Origin of the sequence: Daejeonella sp. (genome assembly GCF_030695525.1) — a bacterium.
Classification (GTDB): Bacteria; Bacteroidota; Bacteroidia; order Sphingobacteriales; family Sphingobacteriaceae; genus Daejeonella.
Genome location: NZ_JAUYSS010000058.1, coordinates 143,265 through 164,579 on the forward strand (window position 1 = coordinate 143,265; position 21,315 = coordinate 164,579).

At 39.0% G+C, this 21,315-nt stretch carries 12 protein-coding genes and 1 riboswitch; of the genes, 3 read left to right on the forward strand and 9 right to left on the reverse strand.

The window, feature by feature from the left end; translation table 11 throughout:
* Positions 1-74: 74 nt before the first annotated feature.
* From Q8S11_RS13875 to Q8S11_RS13885, 3 genes are all read right to left on the reverse strand, one after another.
* On the reverse strand, positions 75-293 hold the full coding sequence (locus Q8S11_RS13875; protein ID WP_305662716.1) for a cysteine-rich CWC family protein: 219 nt from the start codon (positions 291-293) through the stop codon (positions 75-77).
* A gap of 76 nt (positions 294-369) precedes the next feature.
* Positions 370-2,766: a ribonucleoside-diphosphate reductase subunit alpha gene (locus tag Q8S11_RS13880; RefSeq protein WP_305662717.1), complete on the reverse strand. Its 2,397-nt coding sequence runs from the start codon at positions 2,764-2,766 to the stop codon at positions 370-372.
* A 99-nt stretch (positions 2,767-2,865) separates the two neighbouring features.
* A complete protein-coding gene (locus tag Q8S11_RS13885; RefSeq protein WP_305662718.1) occupies positions 2,866-3,837 on the reverse strand; it encodes a ribonucleoside-diphosphate reductase small subunit in 972 nt (323 codons plus the stop codon).
* A gap of 96 nt (positions 3,838-3,933) precedes the next feature.
* A riboswitch (cobalamin riboswitch) is annotated at positions 3,934-4,068 on the reverse strand.
* Positions 4,069-4,291: 223 nt separating this feature from the next.
* Here Q8S11_RS13885 and Q8S11_RS13890 point away from each other — a divergent pair.
* Complete coding sequence (locus tag Q8S11_RS13890; protein WP_305662719.1) at positions 4,292-5,734, forward strand: SGNH/GDSL hydrolase family protein; 1,443 nt, start codon at positions 4,292-4,294, stop codon at positions 5,732-5,734.
* A 254-nt stretch (positions 5,735-5,988) separates the two neighbouring features.
* Here Q8S11_RS13890 and Q8S11_RS13895 read toward each other — a convergent pair whose 3' ends face one another.
* Complete coding sequence (locus Q8S11_RS13895; RefSeq protein WP_305662720.1) at positions 5,989-7,377, reverse strand: amidohydrolase/deacetylase family metallohydrolase; 1,389 nt, start codon at positions 7,375-7,377, stop codon at positions 5,989-5,991.
* 548 nt (positions 7,378-7,925) lie between these two features.
* Here Q8S11_RS13895 and Q8S11_RS13900 point away from each other — a divergent pair.
* Positions 7,926-8,705, forward strand: coding sequence for an RraA family protein (locus Q8S11_RS13900; RefSeq protein ID WP_305662721.1), 780 nt, complete (start codon positions 7,926-7,928; stop codon positions 8,703-8,705).
* A gap of 50 nt (positions 8,706-8,755) precedes the next feature.
* On the opposite strand, the gene Q8S11_RS13905 is transcribed toward Q8S11_RS13900, so the two are convergent.
* On the reverse strand, positions 8,756-12,667 hold the full coding sequence (locus tag Q8S11_RS13905) for an MBG domain-containing protein (protein WP_305662722.1): 3,912 nt from the start codon (positions 12,665-12,667) through the stop codon (positions 8,756-8,758).
* A gap of 324 nt (positions 12,668-12,991) precedes the next feature.
* Here Q8S11_RS13905 and Q8S11_RS13910 point away from each other — a divergent pair, with 324 nt between their 5' ends.
* The gene (locus Q8S11_RS13910; protein WP_305662723.1) at positions 12,992-14,344 is read left to right on the forward strand and encodes a sigma-54 dependent transcriptional regulator; all 1,353 of its coding nucleotides are present in this window, start codon (positions 12,992-12,994) and stop codon (positions 14,342-14,344) included.
* A 49-nt stretch (positions 14,345-14,393) separates the two neighbouring features.
* Here Q8S11_RS13910 and Q8S11_RS13915 read toward each other — a convergent pair whose 3' ends face one another.
* The 4 genes from Q8S11_RS13915 to Q8S11_RS13930 form a co-directional block, all read right to left on the reverse strand.
* On the reverse strand, positions 14,394-15,902 hold the full coding sequence (locus Q8S11_RS13915; RefSeq protein ID WP_305662724.1) for an ATP-binding protein: 1,509 nt from the start codon (positions 15,900-15,902) through the stop codon (positions 14,394-14,396).
* Positions 15,899-16,336 (reverse strand): response regulator, encoded by a 438-nt coding sequence (locus Q8S11_RS13920; protein WP_305662725.1) that lies wholly within the window; start codon positions 16,334-16,336, stop codon positions 15,899-15,901. The genes Q8S11_RS13915 and Q8S11_RS13920 overlap by 4 nt, the downstream gene beginning before the upstream one ends.
* A complete protein-coding gene (locus Q8S11_RS13925) occupies positions 16,336-19,233 on the reverse strand; it encodes a PAS domain S-box protein (protein ID WP_305662726.1) in 2,898 nt (965 codons plus the stop codon). The genes Q8S11_RS13920 and Q8S11_RS13925 overlap by 1 nt, the downstream gene beginning before the upstream one ends.
* Before the next feature lie 863 nt (positions 19,234-20,096).
* On the reverse strand, positions 20,097-21,315 hold a 1,219-nt coding region (locus tag Q8S11_RS13930), incomplete at its 5' end, for a plastocyanin/azurin family copper-binding protein (protein WP_305662727.1).

A 21,315-nucleotide genomic window follows, 5' to 3' on the forward strand; every position in this document is an offset into this window, starting at 1 on the left:
CCAAGGGATGTCTTTTACATAATATCATCCGGAATGATTTCTGGGATTCAATTGCATTTACAGTATCAGCAGGCTTAATCCTTAATTTGAAAAAATGAACAATATTCTTCCTTCAACTCAATCAGACATGCGGCACATAAACAGCCTTCATAATTCTCACTTACATATTGAAGCTCATTCAAATTCAATTGTATAGTACTGCATTGACACTTGGTGTAGGAATTTGCTTTGCATTCAATTCTTTTACCGCAACGCTCGCAGCTAATGATCTCATGTTTAGTTATTTGTAACATAGTTTTATAACTAAAACACCTTAATTCCCGAAAAAACGAATCCTTTGGGAATTAAAGCATCTTTTAATCCAGCCATTTAAGAACCGCAACTAAGACAACCATCTTCCATACTGCAGCTTGATCCTTCCTCCGACACTGATGGTTCAACCTGGCCTGAATCATTGTTCTGAACCGGGTCGAGCTTTGGAACTACCGGCTCCAATGTTTTTCCACCTTGTGTTTCTACCGTAAACTGAACCGCCTTTGTTGCGGCTTGTGTCCGAAGGTAATACATCCCTGTTTTCAAACCCTTTTTCCAGGCATAGAAATGCATGGAAGTTAATTTTGCGGTACTGGGATTATCAACAAAAAGATTAAGTGATTGCGACTGGCAAATAAAAGCACCCCGGTCAGCAGCCATATCTATCAGATTACGCTGTTTAATCTCCCAAACTGTTTTGTACAATTCCCTGATCTCTTTAGGTATTTCCTCAATATGCTGGACTGAGCCATTGGCCCTGATAATATTATCCTTCATGGTATTATTCCATAGGCCCAGATTAATCAAATCTTTCAACAAATGCTTGTTCACGATAATAAACTCTCCGCTTAATACCCTGCGGGTATAAATATTGGATGTATAGGGCTCAAAACATTCATTATTTCCTAATACCTGAGATGTTGATGCTGTAGGCATCGGAGCAACAAGCAGGGAATTCCGCACCCCATATTGTCTTACCTCTTCTCTTAACTTTTCCCAGTCATGCCTTTCTGAAGGCTTAACACCCCATAAATCGAACTGAAACAAACCCTTTGATAGTGGAGATCCTTCAAAAGTTTCATACGCTCCCTGTTCCTTTGCCAAATCCTTACTGGCAGTCATCGCCGCAAAATAGATCGTTTCGAATATATTTTTGTTCAGCAAGGCCGCAAGTTCACTTTCAAATGGCAGGCGCATCAGAATGAAAACATCCGCAAGGCCCTGTACTCCAAGTCCGACAGGCCTATGTCGCAGATTGGAATTCTTTGCCTCCTCAACGGGATAAAAATTATTATCGATTATGCAGTTCAGGTTCTTTGTAACCTGATAGGTAATCTGATACAATTTTTCAAAATCAAACTGTCCATCAGTAACAAAACGCGGCAGCGCAATTGATGCAAGGTTGCATACAGCTACTTCATCCGCGCTTGTATATTCCATGATTTCAGTGCATAGATTACTACACTTAATGGTACCCAAATTCTGCTGATTGCTTTTACTGTTTGCTGCATCTTTATAAAGGAGATAAGGCGTGCCGGTTTCAATCTGTGCTTCCAGAATAGCAAACCATAATTCCTGAGCCTTAATCGTTTTACGTGCCCTACCCTCCGATTCATACTGATGATACAGCTCTTCAAACTCCTCCCCAAAACATTCGTGTAATCCCGGTGCCTCATGCGGACAAAACAAACTCCAATCCTCATTAGCCTCGACCCGCTTCATAAAAAGATCAGGTACCCAAAGTGCATAGAAAAGGTCTCTTGCACGCATTTCTTCTTTACCATGATTCTTTCGCAGATCCAGAAATTCAAATACATCAGCATGCCAGGGCTCGAGATAAATCGCAAAGGCACCTTTCCTCTTCCCACCTCCCTGATCTACATAACGGGCTGTATCATTAAATACCTTAAGCATCGGGACAATTCCATTGCTGGTACCATTCGTGCCACCAATATAAGTCCCCGTAGCCCTGACATTATGAATTGCCAGACCTATCCCACCGGCACTCTGAGAAATCCTTGCAGTCTGCTTCAGCGTATCATAAATACCATCGATACTATCATCTTTCATTGCTAAGAGAAAACAGGATGACATTTGAGGCTTGGGAGTTCCTGCATTAAAAAGCGTCGGGGTAGCATGAGTGAACCAGCGCTCAGTCATCAGATTATACGTATGGATAACACTCTCCAGATCATTCTTGTGGATTCCGATCGCCACACGCATATACATATGCTGTGGCCGTTCAATAACTTTACCATCAATCCGAAGCAAATAAGATTTTTCAAGTGTTTTAAAACCGAAATAATCGAATCCAAAATCCCGGTCATAAATAATAGAACTATCCAGCAGATCAGCATTTTTTTCAATTATTTCAATCACATCCTCTGCTATTAATGGCATTTTACGGCCACTATGTGCATCCGAATAATGATACAGATTAAGCATGGTTTCAGAGAATGATTTGGTGGTATTCTTATGCAGGTTACTTACTGCAATACGACTCGCCAGTAATGCATAATCAGGATGCTTTGTAGTGAGTGAGGCTGATGTTTCTGCCGCTAGATTATCCAATTCGGTGGTGCTGACGCCATCATAAAGTCCTTCAATTACTTTTTTTGCCACATCAATGGCATCTACCAGCGGACTCAGTCCATAGGATAGTTTCTGTATGCGGGCAGTAATTTTATCGAACTTAACGCTCTCTTTTCTTCCGTTTCTTTTAATTACAAACATGATTCTTTTATGATTGAATATTCTTGTTAGATATTTTAGATGTTAATCGAGTAAGGGTTAATCGGAAAATTGAATTTCCCATCTCAACTGTGTGTATTCTTAAAAATCCTCTTCCAGTGAGAAATTATTAGATTCCTTGCTTCCAGAGAGTACTCCCGCCTTCTGATAGTCTCCCACCCTCTTCTCAAAGAAATTAGTTTTCCCCTGAAGAGAAATCATTTCCATAAAGTCAAAAGGATTTGATGCATGATAGATTTTCGAATAGCCCAATTCATCAGCCCAGCGGTCAGCTACAAATTCGATGTATTGTTTCATTAGTTTGGCATTCATACCGATGAGTTCAACAGGTAAGGCCTCGCTGATAAATTCCTTCTCAATCTCTACTGCATCCCGGATAATGGCAAGCACCTGTTCTTCTGAAAGTTTATTGGATAGCATCCGGTAAAGCATACAGGCAAATTCACAATGGAGACCCTCATCGCGGCTGATCAGCTCGTTGCTAAAGGTGAGGCCGGGCATCAAACCCCGTTTTTTTAGCCAGAATATGGAGCAGAAACTGCCACTAAAAAAAATACCTTCAACTGCTGCAAAAGCAACCAGACGTTCGGCAAAACTCCCATTTTCTATCCAGCGAAGTGCCCATTCTGCCTTTTTCTTCACTGCCGGGACCGTATCAATTGCATGAAAAAGATGATCTTTTTCTACTGGATTATTGATATAGGTGTCGATCAGCAATGCATAGGTTTCAGAATGGATATTTTCCATCATAATCTGAAATCCATAAAAACATCTTGCTTCGGGAACCTGTACCTCCCTCATAAAGTTGACAGCAAGATTCTCATTTACAATACCATCACTGGCTGCAAAAAAAGCAAGGATGTGAGATACAAAATGTTTTTCACCGGAATTCAGATTAGCCCAATCCTTGAGATCGCCTGACAAATCGATTTCTTCGGCTGTCCAGAAGCTGGCTTCATGTTTTTTATACATCTCCCAGATCGCGGGATAATTAATGGGAAGGATCACGAAACGATCCTTGTTCTCTTTTAATAGAATTTCTTCCTGTTGCATATACTTTTGTTTTTTTGTGTAAACAAGAATTGACAAAAGGCAACAAACCCAGAAAAAAGGAGAAAGAGCTTTCGCCAAAACTTTAGTCGTGAAAGTTTTGAACAAAACTATCTTGGCAGGTGTCTGGCTCTCCATTTTATTGGATTACAGTTGCACGTCAGCCCGCGATTTACACACGGTTCCCTTTTAATCATCCGCAAAAGCGAATGAACCAGAATAGATATGACAAAGAACTAGAAAACGAAAGTAGATAATAAATCAGCGCGGCGGATCATCTAGTTTTAAACAAGCAATCAGTTTTCAACAGATCGTAGATTTATCCTTCAGGATAAAAAACAGAAAGTATAATATAAGAAATTGACCTATTTTTAATTAAATAAACAATTTCAATGCATATTTTCTTCATTCGATATTCATATTGATTTAAATGGAATAGCATTATTACTCCCAAACAATGAAAAAAGAAAAAAACCAAATTTCCAGAAGATCACTTTTCAAAGGTGCTGCTCATGCAGGATTAGCCTCTGTTTTAATTCCTCTTGGGGCTGCATCAGCCAGCACAAGAGAAATCCTGAATGAAAATGAACAACTCAAACGCAATAACATCTCAATAGATCCTTCAATTCTAAATGCAGAGGCGAAGATCCTCACACCCTCTGTTATTTATGCATCCGAAGGAATTGAAACCAATATTTACTTCGATAATGTGATCTTTTCAAATCTTCCGAATGAGCTTTTAGCCATTGATATTACTTGTACAAAGGGTAGACAATATGATAAATTCTGGAGAATTAGTCCGCAGACTACTGATACCGGAACTATTGAATTTAAAATTGAAGTTAGTTTTGCAGGTAAAATAATTGCTTCAAAAACTTCGGAACTGATCATCACTGGTAAGAATAATGGTGCAGGATCTTCAATAAAGGTTCTCTGTATTGGGGACAGTACAACTGCGGGAGGGCAATATATCAGCATAATCAATACTGATTATCAGGTGATGGCAAGTCCATCAATGACATTTCTTGGAAGCCGTGGAAGTACGCCCAATAAGCACGAAGGCAGAGGAGGTTGGAAATTCAGTCAGTACGCCGGAGATGGCGGTCAAAGTACCTGGCAGTTCGGACTGAGCGGATTAGCAGAGAGTCCCGGGATTGGCTCAGTCTATACAGATGGCAAGTCGGAATTCACCATTTCTGAAGTAAACCTTAGCGGTGGAAATGGATATGTAGCTGCCCGCAGAAGCAAGGGGATTGATAATCCATCTGTAAATGGCACGCTAACAAAGGTTTCAGGCAATGGGGACACTTTAATTCCTTTTACAAATTCGGTAATGACTGCAGCTAATCCCTTCTGGAATCTGAACACTCAGCGACTGGATTTTAAGAAATACCTGATGGATAAAGGGTATAGCATGAATGCAGAGGATCTGATCACAGTGCATCTGGGAATTAACGATGTTTTTCTTGATGTTACAGAGTCAAAATTAAAAGGTATAAGAGACGATTTTGATAAAATGCTGAGTGAATTCAGAGCTGTTATCCCCCAGATTAATATCGGACTTTGCATTACCATACCACCTTCAATCTCACAGGATGCTTTTGCTGTGAATTATGCATCAGGGCAAACCTTAAAAAGGTATATCGAAAACTATAAGAAACTCGTTGAATTCCTGTTAAGCAATTACGATACTCCGGAAATGAGGACTTCAAAATTATATTGTATTGGTTTTAATTATTGTATTGACAGAACCAATAACTTCCAGAAAACTACAATGAAAGCCAATGCAAGAAGCACCCAAATAATCGAAACATGGGGTAATGGGGTACATCCGGACAATACGGGCTATTACCAGATGGGGGATGCTTTATATTCATTTATAAAGAGTTTAGTTTCTTAATTTAACGTGAACTCGACATAAAATTTTAAAAACCGCATAGAAACATAGTATTTTACAGCTTCTAACCTACATTTTAGACACAGATAGCCTTGAAGCTTCGCTTCAATCAATGTTTCCTTTAAAGCATAATAAATTCAATCTATTTGGTTAAATATTAATCTTTAGATAGTTTAATCGAACTCACGTTATTTTAATGAAATTGATAAGGCGTCATCTATGCAGATGGCGCCTTATCAATAGCTTTTTATAAAATGTTATCTGTCTGCCGGACTTGGGCCTGCTGGCTGAGCTATTCCATCCAGATCATAAACGATACTTCCTGCTCTGATAGTCATTTCAGTTTGCAATCTTTCTTTACCCGTAATTTTTCCACCCCTTACAGGCCATCCATAATCACCTTTATTAATTCTGAATATGGCGATATCAGCTACTGATCCCTGTGATAGGTTACCAAGTTCTTCACGCTTTATTGCCTGAGCCGGATGCCAGGTACTGGCAGCAATAACGTCTTTCAGTGGCATCCCTGTGGCCATAAATAATCCCATGATGTTTTCCATGCTTTTCATCGGACCATTCATACTTCCGGTATGCAAATCTGTACTGATGGTAGTTGGATAAAATCCTGCCTTAACGGCAGGAACACCCTGATTATATAGATAACTTGCTCCCCCAAAACCAATATCAAATATTACTCCCCTGTCTCTGGCTTTGTAAACAAATGGTTTTACTTTGCCGTTCATATCAACAATGGATTCCCTCCCATTAGGGTTATCTGTTCCATTCCCTCCAAAAGCATGAGTATAAATATCGCCTTTACGGAATTTTACATTAAATAATGAATCTAATGGCAAAAAAGGATCTGCAGAACCAAAATCCACCATAATTGGGATATTGGCAAGTCGGCCAGCTTCCAGTGTACGGTCGGTAGGCACCCAGGTACGTCCTGAGAAATGTGCCAGTTTAACCCCAACGATATCATTTGGATATTTCTTAGCCATCTCTGCAGTTTTCTGAGGATCCATCTCATCAATATTATTTTCTCCGGCACCATCCATTCCTGTTCCAACAATATTCAGCATAGTCAGAACCCGGGTTCTGGAAGCATCAATTGTACGCTTTTTAAAGAGTTCAAAATCCCTCCAGCCGGTACAACCGGCATCAACAACAGTAGTTACCCCTGTACGGAAAGTAAAACCATCAGCTGGTAAAGCAGTTGGCGCATCTTTCAAATAACTTCCATCATGCCCCCAAAAGAAATGGACATGGATGTCAATTAAACCCGGAGTTACATATAAGCCTTTAGCGTCAATAATCCTGTCGGCAAGATTCGGATTGATATTGTTAGAAATCAGTGCGATTTTTCCTTCAGATGCTGGAACAGCAGCACGTGCCGGTATTGCCGGACGAGCCGGACGACCATCTGCAGCAGGTCTTGCGGACATTGCAGGACGGGCAGCCTGTCCTCTTGTACCGGCAGTGAAGGCAATGTCCATAATACCATTAATATTATTCTTAGGGTCTATAACATGTCCGCCTTTAATAATATAGGCATAAGGCTTACCTGATGATGCTCCGGCGGGTTGGGCATTAGCCCTGATGCCGAAAATCACCAGGACTGTAAATAGTAGTAGTTTTGTTCTCATTATATTTTTTTAATTTCTGAAATATAGAAAAATACCCTGATGATATGAGGGCTACAATTGAATACTCTGTTTTCTAGAATCAGGTTTATCCTTATCTAAACTTGATCATTGAGTATTAATAATTGAAATATATACCTCCAACAATCCCCAAGGGCATTTAACTCTGATTTTTTTACAGGAATAGAAGAAAATACCTAACCTTTGAGGCAATTGTAACAATAACATTATCCGGTTAAGGTGGATTAAATTAACATGAACTCGACATAATAATTGAAAACCACATAGAAACATAGTATTTTAAAGCTGCCAACCTTAATTTAGACACACATAGTCTTGAAGCTTCGCTTCAATCTATGTGATTTACAAGCTATGTTTCCATTTAAAGCATAATATAAGTCAATCTATGTGGTTAGTTATTTATATACCAAACTCACAATAAATTATTTGCTTTAATACCATGATAGTAAAAAATTAGCCCAAAAACGAAGCCTTATCAAAGCGGTAAGTGAGCTTGAATATTTATATTGCATACCATTTTAATATAAAGTATGAACGACCATAAAAACCGACCACCTGATAGCTATCAGGTGGCCCATAGCGATCTCATCCAGCTTAAGCGCTGGAATACCCCCACAATTTATAACGGCTGGGAACAAATTACCAAACAAAATCGGGCAAAAGATGCATTCAATCTTGAAGAAACCCACGACTTTATGCCACAGATGGGACCAATGGTAGGTTATGCCGTTACTTTGGTTATTGAACCCAGTAATCCTCAGCATAAGATTTCAAATCCCAATGCCTACATGGAATACCTGCAATATGTTGCTAATACTCCCGGACCCAAGATTGTGGTTGTACAGGACATGGACAAATCACGTATTGTAGGTTCTTTCTGGGGTGAAGTGAATAGTAATGTTCATAAATCACTTGGCTGTGTTGGCACGATTACCGATGGTGCCATACGCGATCTGGATGAAATGACAAATGCCGGATTTAAAGCTTTGGCAAAAAGGCTATGTGTAGGGCATGCTTATGTTAGTTGCGTCAGGTGGAATTGTGAAGTAGAGGTGTTTGGAAGAAAAGTCCAACCGGGTGACCTAATTCATGCGGATAAACATGGTTTTATAGTGATTGCACCAGAAGATCAAAGCAGATTACTTGATGCAGCCCGCTTTATGGATGCCAATGAGTGTAATACCATAATTCCTGCAGCACGTGATGCCGCAGGGCATACTACCGAAGAAATTTTAGAAAGCCTGAAACACAATCTGAACCAGTTCAGTAAGAATGTAAAAGAAAAATTCAGGAATGAGGGTGAGTGGTGAAGAAAAAGAGGAAAGCTAAAAGCTGAAAGCACTACCTCCGGTTAGGTGAATTAATCATTAAGAATTAATACAAAGCCTTTCACTCTTTCTTTACCCTGGTTGAATTCAAGAAGGTAATAATAAGTTCCAGTTGGTAATGGCATTCCATTTCGTTCACCTTTCCATTCGTTCCTGTAATTGATTTTTGCATAAACAACTGTACCACTTTTATCAAATACTTTCAAATCGTTCTGTGGAAATAAATCAATGTTCTTCGCAGTAAAGAAGTCGTTTATACCATCTTCATTTGGTGTGATTACATTATAAAAGGCAGGCTCTGTGTTTTCCCTTACTAAAATACTTATTTCCTTTTCGGTCACACATCCGCTTTCGCTGGTCATGCGTGCTTTATAAACTGTTGACTGGAGTGGATTAACGCGGAGAAAAGAGCTATTCTGCCCTGCTAAAACGCCTTTTTCATCACTCCAGGTATAGGAACCATTCCCGTTCGCACTTAGCAACACTGTTTCTCCCTTTATAATAGTTGTACCCCGGTCAGAAGAAATCGCAAGTACTGGTGGCTCTTGAAAACTTAGGATGTAGTGATAAACCGCTGAATCAATTCCTCCATTTTTTATACCACCATCATCTTTAAGCATAATTTCCAACCTGGCTGACCTTGTTGAACTTTTTGCAACACTGTAGGTTATTATTGCTTTTCCATTTATCACATCAGAAACTTTCAGAATACTAAATAATTTCAGGTCAGGTGACTTAACTACTACACTCAACCTCTGATTTGCCTCAGGGCCTCCACTAATGCCATTCAATACTATCTGACCGGTCATACATAATTTTTGATCTGAAATGGCATCCATTTTAGGCATTTCATTAATGTCGGCAATCGCAATCCTTATAATTTTCTCTCTAAATTCCCCATAATTGCCGGTTGCCCTAATCCTTAAAGTACATTCTCTGGTAGTTTCGTAATCAATTAAAGTGCGAGTCAGAATTTTATTGCCTTGTATTTGAAATAAACTATTATCAGTGTCTCCATCACCAATTGCCATAGTATAGTCCATTTTAGCATCTGAAACAGCTGTTATCAAAACCCCCGCAAGGGAATTAAGAGGCTGGTTTTCAAACAGAATACCTTCCTTAAGAAAAAAGTCAGGAACTTCCTGAAAAATTACCATCAATTTACCTTCCTGAAAGGTTATATCATAGTTCTTAGCAGTTGCTGCGCTTACAATAAGTTTATAATTACCCGGGACTGTACCTGTTGGCACTGAACTAATAACCTGAGGTTTATCAGTCAGACATGCAATTCCATCACCATTTACAAATCCAACATAGCTTACAGTAAATTCAGGATCCGGGGCCCCAATTATTTTAGTTTTATCATCAGCGATAATTTTAAGTGCTGCTTTTTCAATAGAAATATTCCCCGGGAGTATTGTTAAATTATAATCGGGGCTGAGTGCTAAATTACCAGCAAGGATTGGATAAACACCAACTGATTCGCCCGTTTCCCTGCTTAATTTACCTTTAAACAGATCTTCATTAACTATTGTGCCGGATTTAATATTAAAACTAATATCGAAATCTGGCTGACCATATTTTTTACTCTGACCTTGTACAGGCTGTATAATTATTGGTCTGGCTTTCACAAGTACTTCTCCTTTAAGCTCCAAAGGAAGAAAATTTGCATCTCCTTTTTGTATGGCAGTAAACCCTGTTCGCCCTGCTTTCAAAATCCTTGCAACATTTCCGCTTATTGTAATAATTGCAGGTTCATCCGCCACATAAATAATTGGCAATCCTGCCGAGGAAAGCTCTGGCCCTATACTAAATGCTGAATCACCGTAAATTTTTTCAGACAGAGCCTGAATCTCCAGTTTTTGATTTTCTGCCTTTTGAATTGTAAAATGCCAGTTAGACAGACCATTAAATTCATTTTTAAGAGAATCACTGATCAAACCTTTACTGAATAATATCCTGATAGCTGAATTTGATGGTAAATCTCTGACGTCTTCAATTTGAAGCGATTTACGATCAGAAGAAAGTACAAGTTTTGCCCGCTGGTCTGGAATTTTCAAATCAAGTTTTTTCAGAACTTCTGAACCTTTATATACTGTGACGGAGCCTGTATCACTCAAAAATATTTCTTCATCAAAGGTTAGCATTAAATCAGGCGAACGGGAAACAGAAGTTGCCCCATTTGCCGGACTGAAAGAATTTACCTGAGGTGGCAATATATCCCGAACTACCAGGGTAAAACTTTGGATTGCAGTTGCAGATTCATTCGTTGCGGCGAGAACTACCTCATAGGAACCTACGTCTGATTTAGCTGGTGTACCAAATAGTACCGGATCATTAATAATCTTCCTGATTCTGTAATTATAAAAATCAGCTATATACAGTTCACCTGAAGGTGCGGTACAAATGCCGGATGGATTTCTAAATTTTGCAGAGCTGCCTGATCCCTCAGAAAAACCCGGCTCAGTTCCAGCAACTGTGCTCACCAGACCATCTTTGCTGATTCTCCTCACATTATGATTAAGCTGATCTGTTACATACAAGCTGCCATCGCTTCCAAGAGTTATCCCGGTAGGATAACGGAAACCGGCAAGAGTTCCCATGGCATCAAAGTATGTAAATGTACCACTGCCGGCAACAGTACTTACCTGACCTGCTTGATCTATTTTGCGAATCCTGTTATTAACCTGATCAGCAATAAACAGATCTCCCGAACTACTGATTGCTATGCCCGTTGGAGCATTGAACATTGCGCTCAAAGCCGCACCATCGGCAAAGCCTGTTGCCCTGGTTCCGGCAAGGGTTGATACTTTTCCATTGGCATTTATTACGCGAATTAAATTATTCCCGCGATCAGCAACATATACATTCCCGATCGCATCAACAGCGAGACCAGCAGGGTATTTAAAGTGGGCCACACCACCTGTACCATCTGCATAGCCAGGTGTACCATTACCTGCAAAAGTTGAAACAATCCCTAAAGGGCTGATTTTTCTGATGGAGTGATTATTCTGATCTGAAATATAAACATTACCTGAACGATCAATGGCAATTCCCGAAGGAGAATTGAATCGGGCTTCATCAGCAATACCATCCTGAAATCCTGATTTATTACCGCCTGCCAGCAGGCTAACTTCCCCTGAAGTATTAATCTTACGGATATTTTGGGCGAGCTGATCTGCAATATAGATATTACCGCTTGTATCCGAAGCAAGTGCATAAGGTGTGCGAAAAGAAGCTGACAAAGCAGGGCCATTTACTGATCCGCTACTTCCACTTCCAGCTAAGGTCTGAACTTCTGCTTCTGAACTTAATGTCAGCCATTCAGGTTTCTTCTTAGCTATTACTTTGGTTTCAAGATTACCTGGCGACTGAACCTTAATAACTGATTGATAGATTTCATCATAATTAACGGTTGAAATAAGCTTACTGATAAATAATGGAGCATTATCCCCTACTCTACCTTCAATCGCCGGTCCATAGGTTAAGCCTCCGCTATGGATTGCATAAGGGGTAATATGATAGGTTTTATCGCTTTTAAGATTAGTTAATTTTATGGTAAAGATTCCGAAGCCAGAGCCTGCACTAATTTGTTGATCATCTCCCTGACCTTTGCTGAATATAAAGCCCTTCTCAGTTATTGAATTCCCCTCATCAACAAGAATTTCACCTTGAACAGAAATCCAATCAGCACCAGTATCTATAACCTTTGGACAGATTATTACAGGAGCTTTACCGGCACAATATCCGGGAGTAAGCGTAAAAAAAAGCAGATTTAGGCTTATAATAACTCCTGAAAGAACACTCCGTAGAATTAGACTATTCTGACTCAAAATGGTAAGCTGCCTGGTCGAAGAAACAGAAACAAAAAACAAATGGCAACCTATGGCATAAATCCAGTTAAGATGAAAATATTCAGATTTCGATAATATCCGGGTTTTCATGGATTATTATGTTTTAACAAATACCTTTTTTTAAGTTTATCGCAGGCTATCGTAGCCAGATACACCTAATAACAATTGGCATGCCTTGAACTTAAAAGACTGATTAACAATCAATTAATAATTATTTAAATCTTATTTTCTTCCGGCTAATGGAAATTTATTCCAAATTCTGGAAACCCATACCTAACCCATCTATCTCTAAATAAAACAACGCAGATTAGCCTCCCGGGTTAGCATGCATGAATTGCATCACATTAAAGAATTGTCAATTAGCGGCTAATATTTCCTCTCATTGAGTATATTTATAATAAGGAATTACCGCCTATGAAAGACTATCATATTTTTATTATCGAGGATGATCCCTGGTATGGAGAGATTCTTGAATATCATCTTACTTTAAACCCTGATTATCGAGTCACCCGCTTCGGTTCTGCCAAAGAATGCCTGGATAATCTTCACCTCAAGCCTAACCTTATCACAGTGGATTATTCACTCCCGGATATGACTGGTGAACAGTTATTCTCGAGAATAAAAAATCAGAATCCCGCCTTGCCGGTAATCATTATCAGTGGTCAGGAAAAAGTTGTTACGGCGGTTAGTTTATTAAAAATGGGAGTGGCAGAATATCTTGTCAAAGATGATCATACAAGAGACCTTTTGTGGAATGCCATATTGCGAATAAGGGAATGCCAGGATTTAAAGGAAGAAGTTGAAATCCTGCGGGATGAACTGGGTCAAAAATATGCGCTTGATAAAATAATTCAGGGGAATTCAAATGCAATCAGGAAGATCTTTACACTTTTAGAAAAAGCTGCCAAAACAAATATTAATGTATCTATTACAGGTGAAACCGGAACTGGCAAGGAACTGGCTGCGAAGGCAATACATTACAATTCTGACCGGAATAAAATGCCATTCATCGCCCTTAATATGTCGGCTATTCCTTTTGACCTGCTCGAAAGTGAATTGTTTGGATATGAAAAAGGTGCTTTTACAGGTGCTTTAACCCGAAAAACAGGAAAATTTGAGGAAGCAAATAAGGGTACTTTATTTCTGGACGAGATTGGTGAAATGGACATGAGTATTCAAAGCAAACTGCTGCGGGTTTTACAGGAACGTGAATTATACCGACTTGGTGGTAATGAACCTATTAAGCTGGATGTAAGGATCATCGTGGCAACACATAAAAATTTAGCCAAACAGGTTGAATTAGGCAAGTTCAGGGAAGACCTTTATTATAGGATAATCGGAATGCCTGTCGAACTTCCCCCACTCAGGGTTCGTGATAATGACATCCTTTTGCTTGCGAAATATTTTCTGGATGAATTCTGCAAAGAGAATAAAATGCCTCTGAAAATACTTGACAATGATGCCAAGAACAAATTGATGAATTATACCTATCCAGGCAATATCAGAGAGTTAAAAGCGATTATAGACCTTGCGGTGGTAATGAGTGAAGGAACTCAGATCACTTCCACCGACATTGTTTTTGCAAATGCTAAAACAGAAGACAACCTGCTTGCATCTGAAACAACTATGAAGGAATATACTGCCCGGATTATTCAATATTTTTTAGAAAAAAATGATAATAATGTTGTCAAAGTAGCCGAAAAGCTGGATATCGGAAAATCTACTATTTATAATATGATAAAAAGCCGGGAAATAAGGCTTAAATGATGTTTCTAAAAGGTTAACCTTGTTTAATTGCAACTTATTTAAGCAAGATTTAGGCAATATCTGGTAAGGATATCAAGAATTCTGTCCCTTCCCCTTCTTTACTGGCTACTGTAATCATTCCATTTAGCAGATCAACATGGGTTTTAACCATAAACAATCCCATACCTCGCCCACTTGAAGACTCATTGAATGTATTGTATAGTCCGAAAAGATTTTTCTCATGTTTTTCAAGGTCGATACCCTGCCCGTTATCCTTCACTGAAAATACTATCAAATCACCATCTCTTTTACTGGTAATCAGAATTACTGGCGGGTCACCTGCTCTGTGAAATTTTATACTGTTTACAATCAGGTTGTAAAAAATACTATATAAATTACTTTTGACAGCTTTCATGGAATTAACTAAAGTAAAATCACATACCAGATTTGCCTGTACTTTCTCAATAGAGTGAATTATCGCTGACTTAATGCCATCAATCAATTCTTGCAGCGAAACATCCGATAACTGCTCACTTGCATTCTGTGTTACCTGCAGAATCTCATTCAAATCTTTTACGATAGTATCCAGGTTGGCCGTAGCATCTGTTAAAGCCTTATGAATTTCATTCCTTTCTACTTCACTTAAGCCTCCATCCCTCAAAAGATATTCAAGACCAAGTATACTAGTTACCGGAGCTCTCAAATTGTGTGAAACAATGTAGGAAAACTGTTCCATCGCAGAATTGCGCTTAATCAGGTCAGTAGTAATCAAATCCTTTTCTAATTCCGAAAGTTTTCTTCTATTAATATCGGTAATAGACATAATTACCCCTAATATTTTATCTTCAGCATCCAAAATTCTTGCATAACTGATAAAAAACCATCGGTAAGAACCATCTGGTTGGGAATAACTAATTTCATACTCAGTCTTGTTTCCCAACATTGCACTATTCAATATTTCAATAATACGTTGTTTACGGTCTTCCTTAAAAAAATCAGGTGCATAACTCCCTTTCCTGAGAGCCTTGCTGAACTGAAATTGAGCCAGTTCCACCGCCCGCTGATTAAATGAAGCTATCATAAGCTCAGGAGATATCAATATGTATCCGGTATCGGTATTATCCAATATAGCTTTGAGATTAGCCCTGGATTCCAGCAATTCTTCCCTGACTTTCAGTTTCTCTTGTTCGGCTTTGAATTTCTCGATACAATTGATTACAGACGATGGCAGCCTTTCCAAACGATCCTTCAGAATATAGTCAGAGGCTCCCTCCTTCATTACCCTGACCGCAAATTCTTCAGAAACAGTTGATGTCACCAATATAAACGGAATGTCAGGATTCCATTCCTTTTTTAAGATCAGTGCTTCCATTGAGTTAAAAGACGGAAGTGAGTGATCCGATATGATAATATTCGGAGAAAAAGTATGAAGCGCATCCCGGTAACTTTCACGATTATCTACCAGCATTATTTCAAATTCAAAATCCTCCTTCCTGAGCTGCCATTCAACCAATTCAGCATCTGCCGAAAGATCTTCCAGATGAAGAATGCGAATTTTGTTTAGTGGATATGACATCATTTACCAGGCACATGATTTGTTATCAGCCAATACAATCCCAGCTCACTTACTGCTTTTGCAAAATTTCCAAATTCAACAGGCTTAACTACAAAGCTATTTACTCCATAACTATAGCTTTTAATTAAATCCTGCTCTTCCCTTGAGGATGTCATAATGACAACAGGAATAGTCCTGGTAAGCTCATTTTCTTTAATCTGCCTAAGGACTTCGAGTCCATCTACTTTTGGCATTTTAATATCGAGTAAAATAACTTTAGGATTTGCAGACTTATTACCCTCAAAGTCCCCGCGCTTAAAAATAAAATCGAGGGCTTCGCTTCCATCCTTAACATGGAAAAGTTTATTACCGAGATTGATCTTATTCAAAGACCATATTGTCAACTCTGCATCGATTTCGCTGTCTTCAACTAATAAAATTTCTACTTCTTTTACCATTATTTATTGTATTTAGATAGTGTGAAATAAAATGTAGCGCCCTTGCCTACCTCTCCTTCTGCCCAGACCTTTCCATTGTGTTTATCAATTATTCTTTTGATGAGGGCCAGACCAATGCCGGTACCCTCAAATTCAGACTGCCGGTGCAGACGTTGAAAAACTCCGAATAATTTATCATAATATTGCATATCAAAACCTACTCCATTATCCTTAACCAAATAGGTTACCGTTCGTTCAGTTTCTTTAAAGTTAATTTCTATCCGGGGAGAATCTACTGTAGAAGAGTACTTTACTGCATTTTCAATCAGGTTCATCCAAACCTGGCGAAGAACCAGTTGATCTCCAAGACAGTCTGGTAAGGTTTCTATCCCGATTTCAGCATTAAGGGAGGGATAAGAAATCCTTATTTCCTGGAGACAATCCCTGACAAGTGCATCCATATTAACAGGTTGAATAGTCAACTCTTTACGGCCAAGACGTGAAAATTTCAGCAGATCATCTATCAGCATTCCCATATTTATGGTACTGGAGACAATAGTTGATATTAATCGTTCGGCACGTTCATCTAGCTTATCGCGATACAGTTCATGTAACATTGTCGAAAATCCATTTACAGCCCTTAAAGGTGCACGTAAATCATGTGATACAGAATATGAAAAAGCCTCCAGATCTTTGTTGGCCTGTTCAAGCTGTTCTGTACGGGCAAGCACTTTGTTTTCCAATTCCTGATTAAGACTGATTATCAAATGTTCAGCTTCCTTTCGTACGGTAATGTCATTTATGAATGAAACAATAGATATTACTTTTCCTTCATCATCCTTTAGAACAGAATTATACCATTCGGTAAAAATTATATTGCCAGTTTTGGTTATGTTTTTTGTGCTTCCAATTACTCGTTCCAGTTCACCATTAAGAAGTTTACGGTTCAATTGTTGATCTGAGGCTGCCTGTTCAGGTAAGATAATTTCTAGCTCAGAAAAATTTCTACCAATTATCTCGCTGGCTTTCCAGCCAAATATGATTTCAGCTTGTTGAGACCATTGCACCACTTTCCCTTCCGGATCCCATTCCATTACCCCCATCGGAGTGTTCGTGAAATGGAAGGCTAAACGCTGATAAGCGGTACTAATTGCCTGCTCATGCCGCTTTTGTTGGCTGATATCACGGATAAATACAGCAATTCCATCTTCTGAAGGGTAAATATGGTTTTCCTGCCACAGGTCCAGAGGAGGATAATGATCAACATCACATAAATAACACTGCTCATTAAATGCATGTTCGAAAGCCTTTTGGGTGGCTGATCCAACTGCTTCCGGAAATTCATCCCATACATTTTTACCTATCAAAGATGCTGGCTCACGTCCGGTCATTTCCCCAATTCTTTTGTTAGCATAGGTGTACCTGAACTCTTTGTCTAATGCAATAAATCCTTCATCAATACGATCAAGGATATCCTCAATCTGCCTTGTTTTCTGGTGCAATTCCTCTTCTGCCTGCTTACGTTGAGTTATGTCAGAACGAATAGCCACATACTGGTAAGGTTTTCCATCGGAGTTCAAAAAGGGAATTATAGTGGTATCTACCCAATAGTATCTGCCATTCTTTGCTTTGTTTTTTAATTCTCCCTTCCATATTTGGCCATTCGCAATTGTTTTCCATAAACCCCTGATAAATTCCTTAGGATGAAAAGCAGAGTTTATTATGCGATGATCCTGACCAATAAGTTCTTCTTTAGTGTAACCTGATATTGCACAAAAATTATCATTAACATGTTCAATAACACCCTTTTGATCTGTAATTGCAACTATTGCTGACTCATCAAGTGCATATTTATAATCAGAAATTTCTTTCATACTCCGCTTCAGGTCATCTTCAGCTTTTCTGCGCTCGGTAATATCCCGCATATTGGCAACTATTGTACCTAAATCAGGATCCTGGAGTAAATTCACGAAAGTACCTTCAAGCCATAAATAATGACCCAATTTATGTCTCACTCTGAACAAAGCATAAACAACTTTGCCCGGTTTAGCTATTACCAGATTGATAACATCTGTCAGCCTTTGTTTGTCTTCGGGATGTACATCATCCATTTCAATTGCCTTCTTACCCTCATCAGGGTTATATCCGCGAAAGCGCTCGGCTGAAGGACTATGATAAACAGGAGACATTTTACTATCAAGCATAGCGATGATGTCTGTACTTTTCTCAACAAGTGTCCTGAAACGCTTTTCGCTTTTTCCAAGCTCATATTCCTTAAGCTTTGTCTTTACTCTCTCTTTATAGAGGTGATAACTGGTATATACCAATAATATAATTGAGAGGGCAAAAAATACAATAATCCATAGCTGCAGATTCCAAAGAGACTTCTCAAATTCCTTTCGCCTGTAATTCAGTATAAAGCTGCTCCTTTTGATTCCGGCATTGATCAGGGAATCAATATTTTGCAATGCAGTAATATGAGGATCTGTGATACTCTGAACAGAAGAGTCTAAAACCTTTGTTCCGAGTATCCAGGGAAGCTCCGCATGGATTTCATTATCCAACTGACGGGCAATTCTCAAATTAAGTGTATCGTTAGCTGTCCCATTCAACAACTCTAATTGCTTGATAAGGTATTGACTATCCGCAAAAAAAAGCGTCAGGTCTTTCAGCTTGCCTCTGTCTTCAATAAGCTCCGAATTTCCTGTAGCAGCTTTATTCATCTCAACTCCCAGGTTTCTGAAACTGCTGTAAACCTTATCTGTACGGTTGGTCAGGTCGGAATAGTTGAGAAGTTCTGTATAAATTCCATTGAATAGCAAAAAAACACCTAATAAAAACCATATGGGAAGGCTGTACACCAGCAGTGTTTTCAGAAAAATAAAATTCAAAAATTGTTTCTTTGGGATTTGATCCATTGAGTACATTACATTTAGAAACTCATCTGTAATATTTAAGCCTCAAGCTATTCTGAGCATACACTGCCAGGTTTAATCTAAATTCCAGAATCTCCCGGACCGGCCAATCTTACTCTGCAGTAAGAATTTAATTTAAACTTAAACAGAATTTTCGTCATTAGCAATAAAATTTACCTTGGATTTAGGGCTTAATAGCTTCAAGAGATTAGTTTTCGGCTTTTGATATGCCCCCAATTGGATGTCAAGGCTATTAGTGATAAACGATTGCTAATGTTAGCTATATTTTGCACTATCCTTCCATTGAGACTAAACCTGATTGACTACCATTTGCCTATTTCAAATAACCTAGTAAAACAAATGCCCGTGTTGAAATTTGCACCCACATTAGTCCATCAATTAAATGATGATTGAATTCTTTACCCTTAAAACAGCAAAAGCAGATAGCTATGTGGAATCACAGGCTTCCAGCCTATGAGTGTAATACCATAATTCCTGCAGCACGTAATGCAGCAGGGCATACTTCTGAAGAAATTTTAGAAAGCCTGAGACAAAATCTCCAACAGTTCAGCAAAAATGTAAAGGAAAAATTCAATCGAACGGGCGAATTTTAAGCTTAAAGCCGAAAGCTTAAAGCTAAAAGCCCATAGCTGAATGTCCATTGCTCACCATTAGCTCAATGAATTTCAAATTCGGTGTAAATGGTTTGAAAGCTAGACTCCCAAGGATAATATGTACCTGACACCTTATACGTCATAGCTCATACCTCTTACTTCAGACTTCAGACTTCAGACCTCAAACTTCAGACCTCAGATTTCAGACCTCAGATTTCAGACTTCATCCCTCATACCTCCTTATCTCCTATCCTAATTTACCTTCATCACCCCTTTCATAATCCGCCAATGCCCGGGAAAAGTACAGATAAATGGATACTCACCAGGTTTTGCGGGCGCCTTGAAATCAAGCCTGAACGAAGCACCGGTAGCAACAAGCGGCGTGGAATAAAGTACCTCGGGAATAGCAGGAACAAAATTCTTTTCGTAAGCATCTTTCCTGCTTGCCATCGCATCTGCAGCCTTTCCAACGGTCTCAGTTGAACCGGGTTTTATGATGACCACATTATGTGGCATTTCATCAGGATTCTTAAAAATAAGGGAAACCAAACTACCTGCCTTTATGTTTATTACAAGCTTATCATAGGCCATTTTGCTGCTTATAGTTGATAATTGGATTACAGTTCTTCCTTTAATATCCTTTACTTCTGAAACTGTTGCATCAGCTTCTGTAATTAATGTTTTCCTGAAATCCGAAAACGCCTTTACATCCGCAAAATCATCATAAATTTTATCTGACAAGGGTTTTCTGGTATAAATAGCAGCATCCGGATCATTCTTAAAGTAGCCTGGCATAGTTAATACTTCGGCAGAGGAAAGCGGCTGAAGCAGTAATTTTGCCTTTTCTGGATCATTTGCCAGAAAGTTTTTTTCCTTCTTAAACTTCTCCATCCAGATGGGTTGCAAATGCTTAAAACTCTCCTTTAATGCATAAACGATATAGTCATCCATTGGCATTTCTGAAGCTGACAGTAAAGCCATCAGGCTGGCCTCATTCTTATAGTGACTGAGGGATACAATAGCCTCCAAACGTACTCTTGGAGAAGAATCTTTAGACATTGCTATTAGCCTTGCCTGGGAGTTCTTCAAGTAATCTCTCCAGTAAAATAAAACCCGGGTCGCCGCAGCCCTGATATTGGCATCTCTTGCCTTTAATAAATTATTTAAAAGAATTTCGTTTGTTTGATGTAATCTCTGGTACATCCATAAAGCTTCCAATTGGTATTGCTCATAATTCTTGTCAGCCGTGTTTAGTTTTTGAAGCCAATTTGGCAAGGCTGCTAAAACTTCTTGTTCAGGAAACTCCGTCAGTTGAATTCTGGCGCGGTATCTTGTTCTGTCTTCGTATTCCTTTAATTGGTCCAGTAATTGACCGATCTTAAGACGGCTCATATCTACAGGTTTCAGTAATTCCTTTCCTGTATATGTTATGCGCCATATCCGGCCATGGGTTTTATCCCGATCAGGATCA